The organism is Oribacterium sp. WCC10, assembly GCF_900113415.1.
GTDB lineage: Bacteria > Bacillota > Clostridia > Lachnospirales > Lachnospiraceae > Oribacterium.
This window is the reverse complement of record NZ_FOPH01000015.1, coordinates 36,403-60,910: the sequence shown is the minus strand read 5'-3', so window position 1 is coordinate 60,910 and position 24,508 is coordinate 36,403. Positions and strand designations below refer to the sequence as shown.

General features: G+C 43.2%; 16 protein-coding genes. 11 read left to right on the top strand and 5 right to left on the bottom strand.

The genetic code is table 11. The annotated features are described in order from the left end of the window. Positions 1–36 precede the first annotated feature (36 nt). On the bottom strand, positions 37–897 hold the full coding sequence (locus tag BM294_RS11295; protein ID WP_091208253.1) for a PRD domain-containing protein: 861 nt from the start codon (positions 895–897) through the stop codon (positions 37–39). Positions 898–1,013: 116 nt separating this feature from the next. Then, the gene (locus tag BM294_RS11290; protein WP_091208250.1) at positions 1,014–3,179 is read right to left on the bottom strand and encodes a PTS sugar transporter subunit IIABC; all 2,166 of its coding nucleotides are present in this window, start codon (positions 3,177–3,179) and stop codon (positions 1,014–1,016) included. Positions 3,180–3,695: 516 nt separating this feature from the next. On the opposite strand from BM294_RS11290, the gene BM294_RS11285 reads away from it, so the two are divergent. The 6 genes from BM294_RS11285 (at position 3,696) to epsC (ending at position 11,584) form a co-directional block, all read left to right on the top strand. Beyond that, entirely contained in the window at positions 3,696–5,201 is a 1,506-nt protein-coding gene (locus BM294_RS11285) for a bifunctional metallophosphatase/5'-nucleotidase (RefSeq protein WP_091208247.1), read from the top strand. Positions 5,202–5,308: 107 nt separating this feature from the next. Further along, positions 5,309–6,811: a bifunctional metallophosphatase/5'-nucleotidase gene (locus BM294_RS11280; protein ID WP_091208244.1), complete on the top strand. Its 1,503-nt coding sequence runs from the start codon at positions 5,309–5,311 to the stop codon at positions 6,809–6,811. A 249-nt stretch (positions 6,812–7,060) separates the two neighbouring features. Further along, on the top strand, positions 7,061–8,941 hold the full coding sequence (locus BM294_RS11275; RefSeq protein WP_091208242.1) for an OPT family oligopeptide transporter: 1,881 nt from the start codon (positions 7,061–7,063) through the stop codon (positions 8,939–8,941). 79 nt (positions 8,942–9,020) lie between these two features. Next, a complete protein-coding gene (locus BM294_RS11270; protein ID WP_242944519.1) occupies positions 9,021–9,266 on the top strand; it encodes a PqqD family protein in 246 nt (81 codons plus the stop codon). Between the two features lie 455 nt (positions 9,267–9,721). Continuing rightward, positions 9,722–10,654, top strand: coding sequence for a cysteine synthase A (gene cysK / locus BM294_RS11265; RefSeq protein WP_091208237.1), 933 nt, complete (start codon positions 9,722–9,724; stop codon positions 10,652–10,654). Between the two features lie 84 nt (positions 10,655–10,738). Continuing rightward, on the top strand, positions 10,739–11,584 hold the full coding sequence (gene epsC, locus BM294_RS11260; protein WP_091208234.1) for a serine O-acetyltransferase EpsC: 846 nt from the start codon (positions 10,739–10,741) through the stop codon (positions 11,582–11,584). Positions 11,585–11,840: 256 nt separating this feature from the next. Here epsC and BM294_RS15965 read toward each other — a convergent pair whose 3' ends face one another. Continuing rightward, on the bottom strand, positions 11,841–11,999 hold the full coding sequence (locus tag BM294_RS15965) for a hypothetical protein (protein WP_175494653.1): 159 nt from the start codon (positions 11,997–11,999) through the stop codon (positions 11,841–11,843). 405 nt (positions 12,000–12,404) lie between these two features. Between BM294_RS15965 and BM294_RS11255 the strand changes: the two genes are divergently transcribed. Then, complete coding sequence (locus BM294_RS11255; protein ID WP_091208231.1) at positions 12,405–15,422, top strand: EAL domain-containing protein; 3,018 nt, start codon at positions 12,405–12,407, stop codon at positions 15,420–15,422. Positions 15,423–15,456: 34 nt separating this feature from the next. Here BM294_RS11255 and BM294_RS11250 read toward each other — a convergent pair whose 3' ends face one another. Next, on the bottom strand, positions 15,457–16,749 hold the full coding sequence (locus BM294_RS11250) for a homoserine dehydrogenase (RefSeq protein ID WP_175494652.1): 1,293 nt from the start codon (positions 16,747–16,749) through the stop codon (positions 15,457–15,459). A 594-nt stretch (positions 16,750–17,343) separates the two neighbouring features. Further along, a complete protein-coding gene (locus BM294_RS11245) occupies positions 17,344–19,038 on the bottom strand; it encodes a phospho-sugar mutase (RefSeq protein ID WP_091208229.1) in 1,695 nt (564 codons plus the stop codon). Between the two features lie 426 nt (positions 19,039–19,464). Between BM294_RS11245 and BM294_RS11240 the strand changes: the two genes are divergently transcribed. The 4 genes from BM294_RS11240 to BM294_RS11225 all read left to right on the top strand — a co-directional run bounded on the left by BM294_RS11240 (position 19,465) and on the right by BM294_RS11225 (position 24,370). Further along, a complete protein-coding gene (locus BM294_RS11240) occupies positions 19,465–20,064 on the top strand; it encodes a biotin transporter BioY (RefSeq protein ID WP_091208226.1) in 600 nt (199 codons plus the stop codon). Positions 20,065–20,341: 277 nt separating this feature from the next. After that, a complete protein-coding gene (locus tag BM294_RS11235) occupies positions 20,342–21,337 on the top strand; it encodes a hypothetical protein (protein ID WP_091208224.1) in 996 nt (331 codons plus the stop codon). A 207-nt stretch (positions 21,338–21,544) separates the two neighbouring features. After that, on the top strand, positions 21,545–21,922 hold the full coding sequence (locus tag BM294_RS11230) for a GGDEF domain-containing protein (protein ID WP_091208221.1): 378 nt from the start codon (positions 21,545–21,547) through the stop codon (positions 21,920–21,922). A gap of 45 nt (positions 21,923–21,967) precedes the next feature. Further along, on the top strand, positions 21,968–24,370 hold the full coding sequence (locus BM294_RS11225) for an FAD-binding protein (RefSeq protein WP_091208218.1): 2,403 nt from the start codon (positions 21,968–21,970) through the stop codon (positions 24,368–24,370). Positions 24,371–24,508 lie beyond the last annotated feature (138 nt).

The window sequence follows — 24,508 nt, the reverse complement described above, 5'->3', positions numbered from 1 at the left end:
CGAATCATTATAATTCGTGAATTCCTTAGTTTATGCTTATTCCACTCCGATAACTCTTGCTATGTGCATTGCGAGATAGCCGATCTCTGCATCCTGATACGACTTCTTCAAAAGCCTGCTCATCTGATTGCAGATGTCAGCAGAAAGTTTAAATGTATCCGGATACTTCATCTCCATGTAGTCATTGAGATTCATTTTCAGAAGTTCTCCGGTCTCAATACGGGTAACCATATAACGAATATGATTCATCATACGGTTATATCCGAGAGATGTAACTTCCAGCTTATGGCCGGTTTTTTCTTCGATATAGGAGATACAGTTACGTACTATCTGTGCAGTCTGAAGAGATCTGGCTACATTCTCATTAACGATAGCAGAGTGAACATGCAAGGCGAGAAAACCGATCTCATCTTCATTTACGATATGGCCCGTTTTCTGTTCAAGGATCGGAACAACGGTTTCCGCAACCTGATACTCCATATGGAAGAGAAGACGAATGTCATCCTTCAAAGGGTTTCTGATGCTTTCACCCTTTTTGATTCTCTGAATAGCAAATGCCAGATGATCTGCCATAGGGAAGACTATACTTCTGTCAACTTTCCCGAAGACATTCTCGGCTTCATCAAGTACAGCATCCGAAATCTCAAGACATATGGGATCAACCGCATTGACGATGGACATGGCATTGCCTCGTTCAGTGGTTTTTTCGAGAGAATATATGGATGCATCTTTGGGAATATCTATCCGCTCTGTAATCTTTACACCGAATCCTATACCCTTATGAAGAACCAGATAAGTCTTAAGACCTTCATCACACTCCGGATCAGCTGTTGTATTCTCATCAGATCCTACAACAATAATAGAATTATGGTTTAATACTTTTCTAACACGATACATATTTATATTATCCTTTGTCTTAAAAACCCCTCCCAGGCAATTCCTGAAAGGGGTTATAAATCTCGAATCTAAAGCTAATCAGGTTTTTTTAGCTCTGTATCGTCATTATATGTTTTTTACCCGAGAATGTCGATAGCAATAAGGTCTTCGCCCTTAGTAACCTTTCCGGTCTTTATGAGACGAACCTTCATGTTGTCATCGAGATCTGTGCAAAGAACAGGAGATGCGATAGATGGTGCGTTCTTGCTGATGAAATCAAGATCCATCTTAAGCATCGGATCACCCTTCTTTACTTTCTGGCCGTTCTCAACGAGAACTGTGAAGCCCTGTCCGTCAAGCTTAACTGTATCGATACCCATGTGGAAGAGCATGCTGATGCCATCCTCTGTTTCAAAGCCGATAGCGTGCTTTGTATCAAATACAAATGTTACTTCACCATCACAAGGAGCATAGAGAGTATCTGAACCCGGAACCATGCATGCACCCTGACCCATCATACCGCCGGCAAATGCCTCATCCGGTGTTTCTGAGAGATCCTTGGCCTCACCGTTAAGCGGGCTTCCGATAATGATTGTCTTCTTAACTGCCTTTTCAGAAGCAGAAGCAGTTTCCTGTGATGAAGTGTCTGAAGAAGCATTATCCTCGGCATGATACTCTGTGTCTTCTTGTGTCTCAAGGTAATCCTCAAGATTTGACTTAACGACAGTAACTGAAGGTCCGTAAATAACCTGTACGCCGTTACCCTTATGCACAACACCTGATGCACCTGAAGCCTTGAGAAGTCCATCGTTTACAAGTTCAGACTTCTTAACAGTTACACGAAGACGGGTAGCACAGCAGTCAACGTCAGAAATATTTGCCTTTCCGCCGAGACCCTTCATGATAAGGTCGCTCTTTTCATCTGTTACGGCTTGAGCATCTGAACTTTCGCCGTTTTTCTTTGCAAGATAATCTGCCTTTCTGTAAAGACGTGTCTCCTGATCATCATCCTCACGACCCGGTGTCTTGAGATCAAACTTCTTGATAAGGAAAGTGAAGATAAAGTAGTAAAGCAGGAAGTAAATGATACCAACAGGAATGATGAGCATCCAGCTTGTCTTCTCGTTACCCTGAAGGATACCGAAAAAGAAGAGATCAAGAAGTCCGCCTGAGAAGGTAAGACCAACTGCGATATTGAGCATATGTGCAATCATATATGCTGAACCTGCGAGAACAACCTGTACTACGAAAAGCATTGGTGCTACGAAAAGGAATGAGAACTCGATAGGCTCTGTGATACCTGTAAACATTGAAGCAAGAGCTGCTGAGAGAAGAAGACCTGCGGCCTGTCCGCGCTTCTCAGGCTTTGCTGTACGTACCATGGCAAGGGCTGCACCCGGGAGACCGAAGATCATGAAAATGAACTCTCCGGAGAAGTATCTTGTCGCATCTGCACTGAAGTGTGTTACATTCTGAGAATCAGCAAGCTGAGCAAAGAAGATGTTCTGACCACCCTGGATAAGCTTACCTGCAACTTCCATCTGTCCGCCAACGGCTGTCTGCCAGAATGGCATGTAGAATACGTGGTGAAGTCCGAATGGGATAAGTGCACGCTTGATGAGACCGAAGATAAGTGTTCCGATATATCCGCTTCCTGTTACAAGACCACCGAGAGCGAAGATTCCCTTCTGAACGAATGGCCAGAGATAGAAGCTGAGGATTCCAACACCGATATATGCAAATGTTGAAACGATAGGAACGAAACGTGAACCACCGAAGAAAGAGATGGCTGCCGGAAGCTCTATCTTATAGAACTTATTGTGAAGAGCAGCAACACCAAGACCTACGATGATACCACCGAACACACCCATCTGAAGGGTATTGATTCCAACGATGCTTGTAACTGTACCCTCAAGTACGCCTTCTGCAACTGCACCGTCAACAACCATTCCTGTGATGTTGAGCATAGCTTCAATAGTAATGTTCATTACGAAGAAAGCGATCATAGCCGCAAGAGCTGCAACTTCCTTCTCCTTCTTTGCCATACCGATGGCAACACCGACTGCAAAGATGAGTGGAAGGTTACTGAAGATGGCACTTCCAACAGAATTCATGATGTTAAGAAGTGAATTCATAGGTGTACCGCTTCCGAGAATCGCCTCCATATGATAAGTGGCAATTGTTGTCGGGTTAGTGAAACTGCTACCAAGTCCAAGTAAGAGACCTGCAACCGGGAGCATAGCGATAGGAAGCATAAAGCTTCGTCCTACACGCTGTAAAACTGAAAAAATCTTGTCTTTCATACATCCTCCTTGTTTATATGTTCATTCAGGCTCCTGTACAAAAAATGCCTCCGCGTTTACGCGGAGGCATAAAAAAACAGACACTTCACCACATAAACCAAAAAGCATTTTATGTACAGTGAATGCCTGCGAACAGTTACATACTGAATTGAACGATAGGAGATTAACATTTCGATAAGTATATGTCAAGCAGAAATATAAAAAAGTGTTTTATGAATGCATCATTGAATACTTAAATATTTGCTGCATAATCAAAGTATTTGACGCAAATATAAGCATATTGCACAAATCGTACGTATTTATATCCCGATATGATGTTGACGATATACAATACATATGCGACGATTATAGATATAAGTTTTATGGGATTTTAGAAAGTGAAAACTATTTCTTGCGACGATTTGTCAGGAAACACCGGGTTAATCATTGTTTCCATAAAATCTAAAACATAGTCAGGGTTTTGCTTTTGAATATAGAATCAGTGGTTTTTGTAATTTCAGTATAACGGAGGTTTTTATGGGCAATATCAAAAAACTCACTCTATTGCATTCAAACGACATGCATGGAGATTTCCTTGCGGAGAAGGTGGATGAGAATCTTGTAGGAGGATTATCCCTTTTGTCAGGTTACATCAGTAAAGTACGTCAGGAAGAAGAAAATGTCATTTACTGTATAGCAGGAGACATGTTCAGAGGCTCCATCATAGATTCAGAGTATCAGGGACTGTCCACTATACAGATCATGAATATGCTTGCCCCCGATATAGTGTCTTTAGGAAACCACGAAGTAGATTACGGAATCGCCCACCTTCTCTTTCTGGAAAAATGTGCCGAATTTCCGATCGTTAATGCAAACCTGCATATCAAAACCAATAATACGAGACTCTTTGAACCCTACAAAATCCTGGAAGTTGACGGCATGAAGATTCTCTTCATAGGAATACTGACAGAGATGGTTTTAAATGACTGCAAAAAGGACGACCTCATTGGGACCTTCATAACCGTTGAGGAGGCAGCAGCGGAAGTCGGAAAGATATGTAATACCTATAATTCTATTGATATCGATTTTACTGTTCTGTTGACACATATTGGTTTTGAAGAGGACAAAAAGCTGGCTTCCCTGCTGGATCCTGCATTGGGAGTAGACGTTATAATAGGAGGCCATTCCCATACTTTTCTTGAAGAACCTGCAATCGTAAACGGTATCCCCATCGTTCAGGCCGGAACAGGTACCGATCAGATCGGGCGTTTCGATATCATGATAGACACTGATGAGAACAGGATAGACAGCTTTACATGGAAGCCGGTTCCCATCAATGAGAAAACCTGCCCCAAAGACCTTGCAATGGAAGATATCATCAAGAATTACAAAGATGTGACTGATGCGAAATATGGCCGGATTCTTACTAAATTTACAAGAAAGCTTTCAAATCCGTCCCGTTACATGGAAACCGAAGTTGGAAATCTTTTGGCGGACATCCTTCAGAATTCTCTTGGTGTAGACATTTTCCTTCTTGGATCGGGCTCCATACGAACCAGGAAACTTGGTCCTGTTGTTACAAAGGGAGATCTCATGGAAACATTTCCTTATGACGATGAGGCCATCCTTACATACTGGACAGGGAAGCAGCTTAAGCATGGCATCATGAGAATGATGAGAGACGAAGCATTTTTCGGCGAACATACGGAATTCTATCAGGTTTCCAAAGGTCTTTCCATAGAATACGACATGGTGACCCATTCTTTCCTGAAATTTGATTTCAATGGTAAACCTGTTACGGATGACCAGATATTCACAGTAGGATTGCAGGAATATCATTACAGGAATCTTGAAGATTCCTTCGACCTTAAGATGGAAGAGCTTGATAAGAATCACAAGCACCGCGCGATCGCAACCTCATGTGCCCAGGTTTTGGAGGAAATGCTTGTAGAGGGACAGCATCAGGATGCAAAGATAGAAGGAAGACTAAACCTTCATTTGACAAATGAAGCAAAACAGGCATTGGCTGAAAGAGGAAGATAAGTCAGAGATTAAGACAGGGGTGCCGGTTTTCCGGGAGATCCCGGCATAAAGCATCAGCTCCTTTGAATAGATAAGAGGGGTGATGCTCCCGGTAAGGAAGTGAATTTATGGAAAAACATTTGAAAAAACTAACATTACTGCATTCCAATGATATGCACGGGGATTTCCTTGCGGAGCAGGTGGATGAGAACCTCGTTGGCGGCGTGTCCATGCTGTCCGGTTATATCAGCAAGGTTCGTAATGAGGAGGAAAATGTACTCTACTGCATAGCCGGCGATATGTTCAGAGGCTCTGTCATTGATTCAGAATATCACGGCCTGTCCACCATACAGATCATGAATATGCTGTCCCCCGACATAGTGACATTGGGAAATCATGAGGTTGATTACGGAATCGCTCACCTCCTTTTCCTTGAAAAATGTGCCGAGTTTCCAATTATCAATGCAAACCTTCATATAAAGACCAATCACAAAAGACTCTTCGAGCCATGTAAGGTGCTGGAAGTCGGCGGTATGAGGATTCTGTTCATAGGCATTCTCACAGAGGTTGCCCTGATGCAGTGCAAGTCGGATCAGCTAATCGGTACGTTCATTACCCTTGAGGATGCGGCAGAGGAAATCGGCAAAATCTGTGATTCATACAATGCCATCGATATAGACTTCACAGTGCTTCTGACCCACATAGGATTTGAGGAGGACAAAAAGCTTGCCGCAATGCTGGATCCCGCATGGGGCGTGGATGTAATAATAGGCGGGCATTCCCATACATTTCTGGAGGAACCGGCTATCGTAAATGACATCCCCATCGTACAGGCAGGAACAGGCACTGACCAGATCGGGCGATTTGACATCATGGTAGATACCGATGAAAACAAGATTGACAGCTTTACATGGAAGCCTATACCAATCAATGAGAAAACCTGTCCAAGAGATCCTGCCATAGAGGGACTGATACTTAATTACAAGAATGCGACGGATGAAAAATACGGTCGAATCCTGACAAAATTTGTGCGGAAGCTGACTCACCCATCAAGGATCATGGAGACTGAGCTTGGTGATCTATATTCCGACATATTAAAAGATGCCCTGGGACTTGATATCTTCCTTTTGGGTTCCGGATCCATCCGCACAGAAGAACTGGGACCGGTTGTGACTAAAGGGGATTTCGATGAAAACTATCCTTATAATAAACCGATCCATGCAACCTACTGGACAGGAAAACAGATTAAACACGGCATCATGAGGATGCTGAGAGATGAGGCTCTTGAAGGTGCACACACAGAGTTCTATCAGCTTTCAAAGGGACTTCAGGTTGAATATGACCAGAAAACACATGAATTCCTGAGATTTGATTTTGAAGGCGAACCGATAGATGAGGACAGGGTATTCACGGTGGGACTTGAGGAATTCCATTTCCGCAACACTCTTGACGGATTTGATATCAGTTTAGAAGAGCTTGAGATGAATCATGCATCAAGAGAAATAGCCACCGGAAGTGCAAAGATCCTTGAGGAGTATCTTCAAAAGGGTCAGCACCAGAATGCCAAAGGCACCGGAAGACTGATCATACACCTTAAGGATGGAACTACAACAGGAGCAGAGAATGAGTAGAATGAAAGTGAAGTTAAAGCATTAACTGAATAGAACTTCGATTCAATCAAGAGATGTCGTACGCGGCATCTCTTTTTATTTACTATGCCGGTACGCAACTTTAAAGCTTTAAAACTTTGCACGGTTATAAATAATTCATATATCTACATAAATATGCAGTTATAAAATAGGCATTTTGTTAGATTGTCTTGTTATTAAAGTACATATATAATGGAACAACCGCAAAAAGATAGGAGAAATTTAATAATTATGAACGATCAATTCAAACCGTATATCCCTGCGGATAAGGTTATTCCGGAGATGACGGTCACATCCATTGTCATGGGACTTTTCCTTGCAGTAATCTTTGGTGCAGCCAATGCTTACCTGGGACTCAGAGTTGGTATGACAGTATCTGCATCTATCCCGGCAGCAGTTATTTCCATGGCTGTTATCCGAGTTATTCTGAATAAAGATTCAGTTCTTGAGAGCAATATGGTTCAGACCATCGGTTCAGCAGGTGAGTCACTTGCAGCCGGAACTATCTTTACCATGCCGGCTCTTTTTATTTGGGCCAAGGAAGGCATCATGGACAAGCCTTCACTTGTAGCTATAACTATCACTGCTCTTTTCGGCGGACTTTTAGGTGTATTTTTCATGGTACCGCTTCGTAATGCACTTATCGTTCAGGAGCATGGCGTACTTCCTTATCCTGAAGGAACAGCATGTGCTGAAGTACTTCTCGCAGGAGAAGAGGGCGGTTCCTCAGCAAAGTCAGTATTCCTCGGAATGGGACTTGGTGCTTTGGTTAAGTTCATCGTTGACGGTCTTATGGCTGTTCAGGGTGTTGTAACATTAAAGATCAATGCACTTAAAACCGAGCTGTCAGCAGAGGTTTATCCTGCACTTATATCAGTAGGTTACATCTGCGGACCAAGAATTTCTGCATATATGTTTGCCGGTGGTGTTCTTGGCTGGTTCGTGCTGATTCCTCTCATCGCAACTTTCGGTGGAGACATGGTGATGTATCCTGCAAGCGTTTCTGTATCAGAGCTTTATGCAACAGGCGGCGCTTCAGCCATTTGGTCAAACTACATCAAGTATATCGGTGCCGGTGCAGTTGCTGCGGCCGGAATCATCAGCCTTATAAAGACACTCCCTCTTATCGTAAGAACATTTATAGATTCAGTTAAGAGCATTTCAAATGCAGGTAAGGTTACAAACGAGCGTACAGCCATCGACATGGACATCCGCCTTGTTCTCGGCACTATCGTGCTTATCATACTTGCAATATGGATCGTTCCTGTTGAGCCTGTAACACTTCTCGGCGCCATCCTCATCGTTGTATTCGGTTTCTTCTTCAGTGCCGTTTCATCACGTATGGTTGGTCTCGTAGGAAGCTCAAACAACCCTGTTTCAGGTATGACCATTGCCACCATCCTTATCACTACAATCTGTCTTAAGGCAGCAGGTGATACAGGTGTTATGGGTATGCAGGGCGCCATCGCCATCGGTTCTATCATCTGTATCGCAACATGTATGGCAGGTGATACTTCTCAGGATCTCAAGACCGGTTACATCCTTGGTGCTACTCCTGTGAAGCAGCAGATCGGTGAGATCATCGGTACAGTTGCAGCAGCATTTGCCATCGGTGGTGTTATGATCCTTTTGGACAATGCTTACGGCTTTGGTTCAGACAAGCTCGCTGCTCCTCAGGCTACTATGATGAAGATGATCATCGAAGGTGTAATGAGCGGTAACCTTCCATGGGCACTTATCTTTATCGGTGCATTCATTTCCATCTCTGTTGAGATACTTGGTATTGCCGCACTTCCTGTTTCAATTGGTCTTTACCTTCCTCTTGAGCTTTCATCCACCATCATGATCGGTGGTCTCATCAAGCTCTTTGCAGACAAGAAGTTCGGTAAGGAGAACGGAGAGTCCGGAAAGGGTATCCTTTTCTGTTCAGGACTTATCGCCGGAGAGGGTATCATCGGTGTACTCCTTGCAGTTCTCACAGTTATGGGAGTAACTGATCGTATTAACTTAAGTGCAATGGTTCCTTCTGGAAACATCCCTGCACTTGTTCTCATTATCATCGTTTCTGCTTTGGTACTTAAGGCAGCTATGGTTAAGAAAAATGCAAAATAATAATTTTTTAGATCGTATATATGAGATAAACAATGACCTCCGCTGGACTCGCTCCGAGTCCGGGGAGGTCATAGTTGAAATGGAAAACAAAGGCTTCACAAACAGACTGGCGCAAAAATTCTTCAAAAAGCCAAAGATTTCATATATTCACATAGAAGGTATGGGAAGCTTTATCTTCGGATGTATAGATGGTAAAAAAAGTGTATATGAAATAGGTCAGATGGTTCACGATCACTTCGGGGAAGAAGCGGAACCTCTATACGAGAGACTCAGCGTCTATATGAAAAGTCTTGAGAAAAATGAGTTTGTGAAGCTTGTAAAATGAATCAAGTTATATCATGTATACTCACACGGAATATCTAAATCGTTGACATCAATAAAAAAAGCTTATATGATTGTTATATCAGAGTGATTCGGTAGGAATTAACAATGCTTATCACTCCCGACATTCTATATAACACATGGAGGCATGAACGATGCTTAACGTAATGATAGCAGAAAACAGAATTAACCAGTGTTGTTGCTGCATGACAGATACCCGGGCGTTTAAAGAGGCTCTTTTATTGTCATGTCGATGTTCATGCTGATGTGAAGCCTTGATTTAACGAAGTTAAGTGCCCGGAAGAGATAATCTTCCGGGCTTTTTTATATCCTGACTTCATAAATCTGCAAATCTTTGACAGAATGACATCAAACCTCATTGCATCAACACGACTTTCGAAATAAATAAAAATTGAATATTGAAAAAAATATAAATCAAAATATAAAGGGGAATAAGTTATGGCAAACATTTATAAGGGAACACTTGGACTCGTTGGAAATACACCTCTCGTTGAGGTTGTAAATATCGAAAAGGAGCTTGGTCTTGAGGCTACAGTTCTTGTAAAGCTTGAGTATCTGAATCCGGCAGGAAGTGTCAAGGATCGTATCGCAAAGGCTATGATAGAGGATGCTGAGGAAAAAGGTCTTCTTAAGGAAGGTTCAGTCATCATCGAGCCTACATCCGGCAATACAGGTATCGGACTTGCTGCCATTGCAGCTTCAAAGGGATACAGAATCATTCTTACCATGCCGGAGACAATGAGCGTTGAGCGCAGAAGCATTCTCAAGAACTACGGTGCCGAAATTGTGCTTACCGAAGGTGCCAAGGGTATGAAGGGTGCTATCGCAAAAGCAGAAGAGCTTGCCAGTGAGATCCCGGGAGGTTTCATACCCGGACAGTTTGTTAATCCGGCAAATCCGGCAGTACACAAGGCAACAACCGGTCCGGAGATCTGGAGAGATACTGACGGTAAGGTAGACATTTTTATTGCAGGAGTAGGAACCGGCGGAACAGTAACCGGAACAGGAGAGTATCTGAAAGAGCAGAATCCTGATGTCAAGGTAATAGCTCTTGAGCCTGAAGATTCACCTGTTCTCTCTGAGGGCAAGGCCGGCGCTCACAAGATTCAGGGAATCGGAGCAGGTTTTGTACCTGATGTTCTCAATACAAAGGTGTATGATGAAGTATATAAGGCTTCAAGTCAGGATGCATTTGCAACCGCAAAGCTTCTCGCAAGAAAGGAAGGTATCTCTGTCGGTATCTCTTCCGGTGCCGCACTTCATGCTGCCATTGATCTTGCAAAGAGACCTGAAAATAAAGGAAAGACAATCGTAGCACTTCTTCCTGACAGTGGAGACAGATATTACTCAACACCGCTTTTCACTGAGTAAGTGATTTGATGTATCATCTAACTTGATGCTATAATGGAACGCGTAACTGTTCACAGAGATTGTTTTCATTTATAGGGATGTAAGATGATAAATTTAGCAAAGTTGCAGCAAGAAATAGATACTGTAGGTACCTTCAAAACAAAAGTTCCTGAGATAAGGGAAGTACGATCCATAGTTATGGATATTCTTTCACTGATGTTTCCGGGGGGATTTTATACCAAGGAATCAACCAATCTAAAATCCATTGCCAGGAGACTTGAATCTCAGATAAAGATAGCCTTTAAGGCCACGGGAAATATGACTCAGGGTATTGACCCTGAACAGCTTACAGAAACATTTATGACAAGTATCCCAGAGGTTAAAAAGATACTTTTCACAGATATCGAATCATTTTACGCCGGTGACCCGGCTGCCAAAAACCGTGAAGAGATAGTTCTCTGCTACCCCGGTTTCAAAGCTATAGCGATATATCGAATTGCTCACATTCTTTATGACATGCATGTTCCGCTTATTCCACGTATGATGACGGAATTTGCCCATGAAAAGACCGGTGTTGATATTCACCCTGGTGCAAAGATCGGAGAGCATTTCTTCATTGATCATGCAACAGGTATCGTAGTAGGCGAAACGACGGTTATCGGAAATCATGTTAAACTCTATCAGGGAGTAACTCTCGGTGCAAAGAGCTTTGAGGTGGATGAAAACGGCAATCCTGTCAAGGATATCAAACGTCATCCTAACATCGGCAACAATGTAGTCATCTATGCCAATGCCACCATACTTGGCGGTAATACCTACATCGGTGATAATTCCGTCATCGGTGCAAGTACCTGGATCGTCAGCTCTGTGCCCGCAGGAAGTCGTATCCTTTATTCTCCTGACACGCCGGAAGCAGAGCAGTTCTTCGGCGAATGTGGAGCAGGTATTTAAGGCGTACATAGAAATATATAAACACTTCTCAGTGCTTTTACGTCGGAGTACATTTTTTCAGGGGAAATTGTTGCAGGATATCGAATTTCAGGCAAGAAACGCTTTAATCAGCGTATACCCGGTACACCGGATAACAAGTAATCAGCAAAATAAAACTCCGGAAGATGAACAACTTGTTTCATCTCCCGGATTTTTTTGAAGAGTAAATGAACTTATGTGGAAAACTGTTTCCAAAGTACTTCCACGTAATTCTAAATCAGTCTCTGTATTCTTTTCTTACCCTGACCTTAACCGGTTTTGCTTCAGGTTCTTTTGTCTTTCTGATAATCCCTGTCACCAATGCGCCCAATAATGCAACTGAAATCAAAGGAAAAACACTTACAAATATATCCTGTATCATATTGAAATTCGTCATATGTCTGACCCCCATTCTGATAACCTTCCGATATGATTATATATATCATTCGGAAAGTACTGAATCTACATGCCGTTTTCCGGCAATATCACCGGCAAAACCGCGTTTTACTATCCTTTAATCGTAAAAAGAATTTTGTTCCTTCATCCTAGCAGAGTTTTCATCACAGTACTGTCACAAACAGCATGAAAAGGCGCCATTCCGGGTATTGCTTTTACGAATGTGTCTTATGCTTTCCGGTTATAGAAGAATTATTTTTTGTGACACTTTTGTGATGATTCATTTGATAGATTAAAAAAGGATAGGTGTGTCCTAAATAAAAGTGTGATTTTTAATACTTTGGAACATCTGTTACTTTAACGCTCGTTGATAATTTTAGTTTTTTCAGGAGCACATAATCAAGATATGAATGAATCAGTAAATATAACTGAGCTTGATGATATAGATAAAACTTTGGATAGATTCAATATGCCGGTTCGGTTGGAGTACGATACTCTCACCGGGCTCCTTTGTCGTAGTTCTTTTTTGGAAAAAGCAGGTAATGACATACCTGATCTTCTTAAAAGATACGACCAGGCTGTTATTATTACGCTTGATCTCAAGGATATGAAGGGATTCAACAGCAGCTACGGTCAGGAAGAGGGCGACAGGCTTCTTTGCGAGATTGCTGACATTTTGAAACAGCATTTCGGAAATGAGCATTGTTCCCGTTTCGGTGAAGACAGGTATTATGTTTTCACCAGAGCTGTAGGCATTGAGATCGAGCTTGACGGAATCATCAAGCAGATACAGAACATAAACAACGGTCATACTCTGCCCGTACGTATGGGTATCTGTTCTGTTAATGACTCCACTTCCGTGGACATCGCCTGTGACAGAGCACGTATGGCCTGTGATACTTTACGTAGTAACTATAATTCCGGTTTTGTGTGGTTCGATGAAAAACTTGCAGATGAAAACACAAAAAAGGACTATATCATAAAACACCTTGATCAGGCCATAGAAGAGGAGTGGATACAGGTATATCTTCAACCCGTTGTACGTACTCTGACAGGGGAACTCTGCGGTTTCGAAGCTCTTTCACGTTGGAAAGATCCCCGTTACGGACTGATGACCCCGGGGGATTACATTTACCTTCTTGAACAGAACAGGATATCCTATAAACTTGACAACTACATGATCACAAAGGTGGCGGAAATACTCAGGAAACGTCAGGATGAGAACCTGCCGGTAGTTCCCATTTCCGTCAATTTCTCAAGAACAGATTTCGTCATCAATGATCCTGTGAAGGTTGTGTCCGAAGTGGTGAACAGGTACGGCATCAGAAAAAATCTCATCAGCATTGAGATCACTGAATCTTCCATAGTTTCTGATGATGGTGCCATCAGTACAGCCATCAGCCGGTTCCACGATGAAGGTTTTTCCGTGATCATGGATGATTTCGGAAGCGGATACTCGTCTCTTAATTTCCTCAAGGATTTCTTTTTTGACGAGATAAAGATAGATCTGGATTTCTTCCAGCATTTCAATGACAGAGCCAAAACCATCGTATCCATGATCATTGAGATGGCCAAAAAACTAGGAATGCATACATTGGCAGAAGGGGTAGAAACCGAAGAACACTTGGAGTTTCTGAAGAGTGTTGGCTGTGAAAAGATTCAGGGACTGTATTTCGGAAAAGCCATGCATCACATAGAGATGTTAAGCCTCCTTCAGAGCAGAAGCATGAAGTGGGAAGCCCGCAACTACTCTATCATGTATGATAAGGCCGGTCTTACAAATGTAATAGTAGATACACCGGCAGCACTGTTCCTGTTTGACGGCAACACATTTAAGGGACTTTTCAGCAATGAGGAGTTCAACAGAACTCTTCTTACAGCCGGTTACAAAGATCTTGAAGCAATAGAGGCTGACATGAATATGCCGGAGAGTCCAAAAGGACGGAAATGCAGAGATCTGGCGTTCAAGGCCAAAAAACTTAATTCCGGACAATATATGACTTTCCTTGCCAATAACAACTATTACAAGCTTTCCTTCAAGATCATAGCCGATAGTAATGAAAGCTATATTCTCTATACTTCCATGGATAACCTTGTATACGATCATGACAGAAGCCATACTTCTGAGCTTGATATCATAGCAAGGAAGATCATGTTCAATTATGACAGTATTCATTATGTTGACATCAATGAACATAAAGGAAGTATTATCGCAAGCAACATTCCTTCAGAAAAAGTAGGGGATGTTATTGATGATGCAGAGAAGTATTATTCTGAACATGTTCTTCAGTACATTCATCCTACAGAACAGGAGAGATGGAAACAGTTTGTATCATCCCAAAATGTACAAGACTCTCTAAAGGTGAACCAGCGAGGCAATTTCTCGGCATTATTCCGCATGCGTCAGATAGACGGAAGCTACGAATGGACCGAATTCACCGTTACATCCTTCCGTGGCTCCAATGCTCACAAGCTCTTGGTCAGCAGCAAGCCGGCCATAATCAACGATCCTTCTGCCATGGCCATCGTGGAAAGGCTTGTTCGGCACAATTACAGAAATGACGAGCAGGAGTTGGACGTTTCCGGAAACATTTGGGATATCCTGATCAACAAGAGTGACGTCAAGTTCTTCTGGAAGGATAGAAACTTCAGATTTCTTGGTGCCAGCAAGGCATTTTACGATTATTACTGTATGACTCCGGATCAGATCATCGGCAAAACCAATGAGGAGATCGGATGGCATGTGGACAGCAGCATTTCCAGAAAAACAGATATGTCCATACTAAATAAAGGGGAATCTGTGCATGAGGCCATCAGACAGACTATCGTTAAGGGCGTGGTTCATCGTATCGCCATGACTAAATATCCTCTATATCACAGGGGAAAGATATATGGAATCATGGGATCGTTTTTAGATATGGAAGAGATGCAGTCGAAGAGTAATACTTCGGGAAATCTTAACCTCGTGGATCCTGTCACCGGACTCATGGACGGAAGAGGACTGATGATCGCATCGCTTGAACTTAACGATAATTACCGGAAGAATCGCATAAACTATATGCACGTGGTTCTTGACGTAGCGGAATATACAGATATACAGGAGGATTATGGCGATACCGCTTCTCAGGAACTTCTGCTCAGAGTTGCAGATATACTGAGAGCAACATTCAAGGACAGTTTCATACTGGCGAGAACCAGCGGAGGACAGTTCTCCATCTGTAAAGCCACCACCAGCTTCAATGATATGGTAGATCTGGTACAGAGAGCAGAAGCGGAAATTCATGCCATAACTTTACTTAATGGCATTAAATGTTCTGTTCATGCAGATTATGGAATCGCCAGAGCTTCTGAAGCGGCCACTGTACAGGATGTGGTGAATCTGGCATACACCAGAATGAAAAAGAAAAGGCTGGAAGAGTATTAAAAAGAACCATCCGCATTCGCGGATGGTTCTTTTCTCAGGATTTCAAAACTCTTAAAACATTGTCAACAGAAGAAACTGATCTGTTCTCAACGAGAACCTTAAGTGCAGTACTTAGAATACTCTTGTCGATATCGTAAACAATGAAGATCATCGGAACTGTTCCGCCTGAATTGTCACCGGCTCGCTGCATCATGGTCTTGATACCGATACCGTAAACACCGAGGGTAGAAGCGATCTGACCGAGAACTCCCGGATGATCCACAGCATGGCAGCGGATATAGTACTGATGTGCTCCTTCACCGGCGAACTCAAGATTCGCATCATATCTGAGATGAGGAAGCAGATCGTAAGCGGCACCTTTTTCAATCTTTCTCGCAACACTTACCACATCACCGATAACCGCACTTCCTGTAGGGAGCGGACCGGCTCCGCGGCCGTAGAACATAAGATTGTCAACAGCATTGCCTGTGATATATACGGCATTGAACTCGTTATTAACATTGGCAAGAGGATGATTCTCTGAAACGAGCGTTGGCTCTACATTGCAGGTGACCTTTCCTTCCTCGTTATGAGCGGTGGCAAGAAGCTTTATCTTGTAACCAAACTCCTTTGCAAATGCGATATCCTCACTGGTCACGGTGGTGATACCCTTTGTAGGAATATCTGCAGGCTTGATGCCTATACCAAACAGAAGAGATATAAGAATGGACAGCTTGTTTGCTGCATCGATTCCTTCAACATCAGCTGTAGGATCAGCCTCTGCAAATCCCTTGGCCTGTGCTTCCTTCAGAACCTCCTCATATGGTGTTCCGTTTTCAGCCATCTTTGTAAGTATGTAGTTGGTTGTGCCGTTCAGAATACCCTGTACCTGACTGAACTCATTGGAGATAAGAGCACTGGAGATAGCATTGAGGATAGGAATTCCTCCCGCAACGCTTGCTTCAAAACGAAGCATCAGCTGATTCTTGTAAGCAAGATCCTGGAGCATCTGTCCGTTGGCTGCGATAGCCGCCTTGTTGGCAGTAACCACGTGCTTTCCGGCCTTCAATGCATCTGCCATAAATGTAGTGGCCGGCTCGATACCGCCGATAAGCTCCACAACTATGTCTATATCCGGGTCATTGATGATATCATACGCGTCTGTTACGTACTTTTCCTTTGGGATATCGATACCCCTGTCAATCTCAGGGTGACGATTCAGGATCTTTACGATCTCAAGAGACATACCTGTAGACTGTTCTATCTTTGAACGGCTCATCTCAAGAGTCTGATATGTTCCCTTTCCTATATTTCCGATGCCAAGCATTCCGATGTTGATCTTTTTCATGATTTCTCCGATTTCTTTACCATATGGATAGATAGAATAAAAAAGAATATGAGTGGCATACAGATGCCACTCATATAATTTTAACACATGCTTGAAAGCTCTTCAATTTCGTTTAGGTAATACCACAAATTCCCTTTACCTCAGGAAACGCTGATTAAAGAGTTTCCCCGGCAGGATTTTCGATGCAAAGCATCAATTTCCCTTGAAAATCCGTGCCATACTCCGGAGGCTATAAGAAAACACTTATTTAATCAGTGTTTCCTTAGTTGTTTTGATCAATCTGACTAATTCAATTCAGAAACTGTAAGGGCGGGCGCCGGCTCACTCAATTGAGAGCACATCCCGCTTGCAGTGTTCGTCCCGTTCGCACTTAAGTGTGCCCGAACACGAATGTGTGTGCTGCGCATCATCAGTGAGTGTCAAAAATCGACATCGAATCGTTCCGCGCATAGCGCTATCACGATTCTCCCACATTCCGCACTCCCAGTCCGCAGAAAGCGTCCTTACGTGCTCCATGTGGGGCGTGTCATGAAGTCTATCTCCCATTTTTGTGCAAGCACAAACGGGAGATAGACTTATGGCACTTATGTCATATTATTCAACCGCATTTATCATTTCAAGTATCTCATCCTTCAACTGTCTGTTCACAGCAAGCGCCTGCTCTCTGGAATCCTGATTTGAGTAAATGTAGAACTTGATCTTTGGCTCGGTTCCGCTTGGTCTGATGGCAAACCATGAACCATTCTCCAGGAAGAACTTGATGGCATTCTGTGCCGGGATATCCTCATATCCGTCCTTGTAGTCGATGACCTTTACTACCTTTGAGCCTGCAAGTTCAGCAGGATGGTTCTCACGGATATAGCTCATCATACGCTTGATGCGCTGTGCACCCGGGATTCCCTCCAGAACAAGGTTTGGTTCATCCTCAGCGAAGTAACCGTACTTTGCGTAAATCTCCTGAAGCACATCCCAAAGTGTCTTTCCCTGCTTTCTATAGTAGGCAGCGGCTTCCGCCACAAGCATTCCGGCTGAAATACCGTCCTTGTCACGGATTTCCTCGCATGCTGCATAGCCAACCGACTCCTCATAACCAAAAAGATATGTATAGCCATTCTCATGGAGATAAGGTATCTTTCCGCAGATATTCTTGAAACCGGTAAGTGTCTCGAACATCTCAACACCATAAGCTTTAGCGATGATATCCGAGAGAGTAGAGGTCACGATAGACTTGATCATAGCGCCCTTCTTAGGAAGAGTACCGGCTGTCTTATGCCCCTCAAGGATATAATTTACCAGAAGATAGCCTGTCTGGTTTCCGTTGAGAGGAATGTAGTTGCCCTCGGCATCACGGATTTCAATAGCAAATCTGTCTGAATCAGGGTCTGTAGCCATGAGAAGTTCAGCGCCGAACTCACGACCGTACTGTTCACTCAGCTTAAATGCCTTTGGATCTTCAGGATTCGGATATCCGACTGTCTTGAAGTCAGGATCCGGCATCTCCTGCTCGGGAACTATCTTCCAATTCTTAAATCCACGCTCCTTAAGCATCTCACGGAAAGGTATGGAACCGCATCCGTTAAGCGGTGTGTATACAAACGGGATATCAAGGTCAAGCTCGTCACCATCGTGAATCTTTAAGCTTATTACCTTATCAAGATACTCTCTGTCATACTCTTCACCAAGTACTGTGATAGCTCCTCTTTTAACGCCCTCAGTGTAATCAGACTTCTTAACGCCTGTCCAGATGTCAACAGCATTGATCTTCTCAAGCATACCGTCAGCAACTTCACTTGATACCTGGCAGCCGTCCTCCCAGTAAGCCTTGTAGCCGTTATATTCCTTTGGGTTATGAGAAGCGGTAATATTTATACCGGCAATTGTTCCGAGACGGCTGACCATAAATGCAAGCTCCGGAGTCGGACGAAGAGCAGGAAATGTATATGCCTTTATACCATTGGCTGCAAATATTCCTGCCGCAAGCTCTGAAAACTCCTTTGAGAAATGTCTCGGGTCATGGGCGATAACAACACCCTTCTTCATAGCTTCTTCACCGTGGGCAATGATGTAATCCGCAATTCCCTGAGTAGCCTTACCTACTGTAAAAAAGTTCATGCGGTTCGTTCCTGCACCAACCTTGCCTCTGAGTCCGGCTGTTCCGAAAGACAGATCCTGATAAAAACGATCCTCCTTCTCAGTTTCATCATCTTTTATAGAAATAAGATCCTGCTTTAACGGATCTGTATCATCGATCTTATCTAACCATTCGTTATATCTTGACTGGTAATCCATATATTCCTCCTGTGATATCAAAGTTTTCCTGATGAAAAAGCGCCCGGGTATTATTTACCTGGCATATTCACAATATTCAAACGACACATTATAAGTGAATAGTAAGCCATTTGGGTAATCACCTGATTTCACAATCCGCATTCATCAAGTATTCTTTTTGATTATAACTGATATAAAGGTATCTAACCACCGATTTCAGGCTAAAATGCAAAGTGTCTCCGACAAATGTTAACCACATACATTAATTTTCTTTACGCGGTGTCAACCTGAGAATATTTATAGGTTGACATTTTGCAAGAAGGAATATATATTTGTCTCGTTGAAAATTTTTTCCAAATTTTGACCCTTACATCATTTTATTGATCAAGTCAGCCTGTTACTAAGCGAATCATCAACGGACCGACATCATGCACATGGAGGCACATCATGAAAAGCACAAAAACTTTGGATCTTTGTCTTATAGCGCTGTTCACAGCAGTCATCACCGTAGTCAGTCAGTTCAATATACCGCTTCCCGGCGGAGTTCCTATGACGTTACAGACCTTTATCATTCCTGTTGCGGGAATAGTTCTTGGCAGCAGACGGGGATTCTTTTCAGCTCTTTCATATGTTATTTTAGGTTCCATAGGTGTTCCTGTATTTACCGGTCTTTCAGGAGGACTTGGAAGTATCCTTGGGGTAACCGGCGGATTTATCATTTCTTTCCCGTTTATTGCATTGTCCGCAGGGCTTTTCTATGAGATGGCAGTGAAGCTTTCCGGTGAAAGAGAAGGCACCGGAAAAATCATTATATATTATGCCCTCATACTTTCCGGAATACTTATAGGTAATATTCTGAATTACGGAATCGGAGTTCTCTGGTTCATGACCATGACACACAACACCTTAGGTGCAGCTCTCGCGGCATGTGTGATTCCGTTCATTCCTACGACATTACTCAAAAATGTTCTGATTCTCATACTCGGACCTGCACTCAGACATACCTTGTATCAGGCAAGACTTATAGGAACTGCCAATGCAGCATAAAGACAATTATTAAACATACGAAGACTCAATTCCTGTGATTTCGGGCATTGAGTCTTTTATTTTTTAGAAAAATGCCGATACAGATTGTAATGAAACGGGCGAAGTGTGCCCTTAAGCGTATACGCAGCCTGGTTATCGATACAAAGCACAATTTCGTGTTATCTGCCGAAGGAACGGCAGTTATGCCATTTACAAGGGAATGGAGTTTGCTATGAGTATAGATCTATCTTTTTTTACTCGTTACGGGAGTATTGGAAACTATTCCAGGACCCAAAGTATGAAGCAAAAATGGCAGCAGAGGAAGACCAAAAGTGATTTCACATCAAAGGAAACTAAAACTGTAAAATATGACACAAGAACGACTTCTGATAAGATACGTGACATGATTCAATCAGAAGCTCAAAAAATTGAAGATGCATTTAAGCAGTCTCAGCAAAATGATGAATCCGATGACAAGCTTTCAAAGATCCGACTCAAATATATGTACGGTGGAAATTTGTCTCCCGATGAACTTGATTACATAAGGCAAAAGGATACAAAGCTCTATAACGAGATTCAGGCTGAAAAGGAAGAACTGAAAAGTTTTGAAAAGAAGCTGCGTGCTGCCAGAACCAAAGACGAAACTCAGCGTGTCATCGCAGACGAATGCAACGCCGCACTCAGCAAAGTCAATTCGGTATCCAACAATCCAAATGTATCGGAAGCAGATAAAATGGCTGTCTGCGCAGCTGAATACAGAAAACTGATGAAAAAGCAGACTATCTTCAAAACATATGTCGAAAAGGGCGAGTATGCAAAGCTTCCGACAGATGCAGAAAAACGTAAAGCCGAGAAAGAAATCAGAGAAGCAAGAGAAGAAGAGCTTAGAAATGCAGGAAGAAAAGAGGAAACTGAATATCATGAAGACAGTGATGGCAGATTACCTGAAGAAACCGGCCTTTCACATTCTGAAAATGACGTAAACGCATCCACAGATGACACAAAGGACAGCTTTAGACATGCTTATGACGATGACGAAGCAAAAACATTATCCCATAACAAAGACTATAGGGAACAGGTAATTAAAGGAAGTTCTCACAAGTCTAAAGATGCAGGTGTAACAGGAGAGAAAACTGTCACAGAAGAGGGTGAAAAAGTATATAAAAGCACCGTCCGCGCAGAATCCACTCCTGAAGCCCTGAAGGTAAAACGTGCAAAACACAATACCGGTCAAAAAAAACTGTATGAGCAGGATGATGACGATGTCATCAGTACACATACGTGGGATGCATAACTATAACCACTATAAAATAGTATTAAACAGTATGGAAAAGTATTCATATAACCCCGAAGTATTACAATTGATCGAAAACAGCAGTATACCTGTAGCAGTTTATCAATTCATAAATAAACGCGTAGTAACTGTAGCCTTATCATCGGTATCATAGATACCGATTCACAAATCAGAAAAGATCAGACCTACTATAAGACTTTGGCAGAAATGAGCAAAATAGCCAATTATGATCCTCTTACAGGTGTAAAGAATAAACACGCATATATCGATGCTGAAGCAAAACTAAACAGCCTCATTGAAGAAAACGAATCACCGGATTTCGCTATAATCGTATTTGATCTGAACGGACTGAAAACCATAAATGATACTTTAGGTCATCAGGCAGGAGATCAGTTTATCAAAGATGGCTGCTCACTCATTTGTGATTACTTCAAACATAGTCCGGTATATCGTATAGGCGGTGATGAATTTGTTGCTATCGCTCAGGACCATGATTATCTGCACCTTGATGAAATAATGAATTATTCCAAACTCAATACTTTCCATAATCATTTAGAGAAATTTCCTTTTTATTATGAAAAATAGATGATAAAATTTTATCAGATTTGTACAAAACATTAGGAGGAAAGTATGAGAAAAACAACAAAAATGCTGGCTTGTGCACTGCCCCTTGCACTTCTCGTGGCATGTTCTTCAGGTAATGACGTACCACCTGATGCAAATACGGCAGAAACCACTCAGGCTGCAAGCGAAGCTGCAACAGAAGCTTCAGGTAAAACAGAGGGAAAATATCAGCCAGGTGAGTACAGCGCAACAAGCGCAGGTTTCGGGGGTAACGTAACAGTTACCATGACCTTTGATGCTGACAACATCACTGGTGTAAAGATCGTGGGTAACAAAGAAACTGATGGCGTTGGGAGCAAGGCTATAGAAAGTCTTCCTGATGCCATCATGGAGGCTCAGAGTGCCGATGTTGATGCAGTTTCAGGTGCAACATTTACAAGTAAGGCTATCAAAACAGCTGCTCAGGACTGTATCAATCAGGCTATGGGAGTTTCATCTGAAGTCACTGTAAAGATGAAGCCGGGTGAGTACGAAGCTCAGGGAATCGGCTTCAGAATCAGCGAGCCTGTATCAGTCAAGGTTAAAGTTTCAGAAGACAAAATCGAAGCCATCACTGTGGATCAGGAAAACATTTCCGATACCAAAGCAATGGTTCAGACAGTGGTAGATAAGCTGATTCCACGTATGCTTGAGTATCAGTCGGTATCCATCGATGGTGTCTCAGGTGCTACCGCAACCAGTAACGGTGTAAAGCAGGCGGTTGAAGCAGCGGTTACAGAAGCCATCACAGCAGGTGGCGGAGACGCAAAGGACATCAGTGTTTTCTACAACTCAATTCCAAAGAGCAATGAAACCGAAGAAATCGATACCGACGTTCTGGTTGTCGGAATGGGCGGTTCAGGAATGGCTGCAGCCCTTAGCTCGGCAGAACAGGATCTTCAGGTTCTTGCCATTGACAAGGCTGCAAAGTGGGGCGGTAATGCTGTTCTCACCAGCGGACCGATGGCTATCAATGTTCCAAGCCAGGTTGAAGCCGAGATTCCTGAGTGGAATGATCCTATAAAGAAGGAGACTATCACAAAGAAGGCAGGCGACGATCTCATCGATAAGGACGCTCTCTACGATGCATGGCTTGAGTACACCACAAATGATAAGGGGGAGCAACAGGCAAAGCCTGAAATGGTCAAACTCTTCCTTGATGAAAGCGGATATACCGATGACTGGCTTACCCAATATGGATTCCAGTTTGATCCCGCAAGCGGCTTTGTCGGTAATAAATGGGCAGCCTATACACCGATTTCCGGCGGAAAGAAGCTGACAGAGGATTTCTTCAGGAAGACAGTTGAAAACTTCGAGAAGCTTGGCGGAAAGTACATGCTTGAAACAGAAGCTTACGAACTCATCGTTGAAGACGGTAAGATCACCGGTGCCAAGGCCCGCAGCATGGTGGATGGTAAGGAATATGTCATCCACGCCAAAGCCGTAGTTCTTGCAACCGGCGGTTTCGCCGGAAGCGGTGAGATGGAAGAGAAGTACCTGAGTGACACTTACTATCCTCTCAAGGGTGAGTGGAAACTCTTCGGACAGCACCAGGATGACGGAAAGATGATAGAATCTGCTATCCGGAACGGTGCCGGAACCTACAACATCAGTGTTGCTCCTATGGTTCACGTTGGTGGTGTTGACGGATTCCTTCCGGGATTTGAGACTGTTCCGATCGAAGGCAAGACAGGTGTCGCAACTGGTCGTCCTGCAGTCTGGTCACAAGGTGATCTGCCACTCAACATGGCCATCTCTTCAGACACACTTGCTGTAGGTAAGGATGCAAAGCGTTTTACTTCCGAAACAGCACTTTCAATGTTTAACCCCTGGATCTCAGGCCCTCACTTCTACAGTATTTACGGCCGTGATCAGGTTGAAAAACTTATAAAGGAAGGCTTTGATGAGGAGCCTGCTGGTCCTTCAACAAGCTACCTTGGCTATGGTTCAAGCATCCCTGCCGGTGTTCCTATGGACAATGCCGACACAGTTCTTCAGGCAGCCATCGATGCAGGCTATGTTTTCAAGGCTGACACCATCGAGGAACTGGCTGACAAGATGGTGCTTGACGCAAAGACTCTCGCCGAGACAGTTGAGACCTACAATGCAGCTTGCGAAAAGGGCGAGGATGCCGAGTTTGCAAAGGATCCCAAGTATCTCAGAGCTGTAACCGGTGACTGCTACTACGGAATCGTAGGCTCTTCATGGTGCTACTCAACCTGTGGCGGTCTCAATGTAAATGAGAATTTCCAGGTTCTCAGTGCCAAGGATGAAACTCCTATGGAAGGTCTCTACGCAGTTGGTACAGACAGTATGGGTGTTCTCTTTTCAGAAACAAAGGCATACGTAACCTACGGCGGAGCAGCTATGGGTTATGCATTCACCAGCGGACGTCTGGTTGGTGCCGACATTGCAGAAGCCATTAAGTAAAAATGCTGTGAGCGTTTACTGATATTTTCTACTTATACATGATGCGCATAGCACACCGGTATGCTATGCGCATCATGCCTTTATCCGACGCACCTGGGGTTGCTTTTTCCCCTTAGAGTGTAAAGTGATTCGATATCA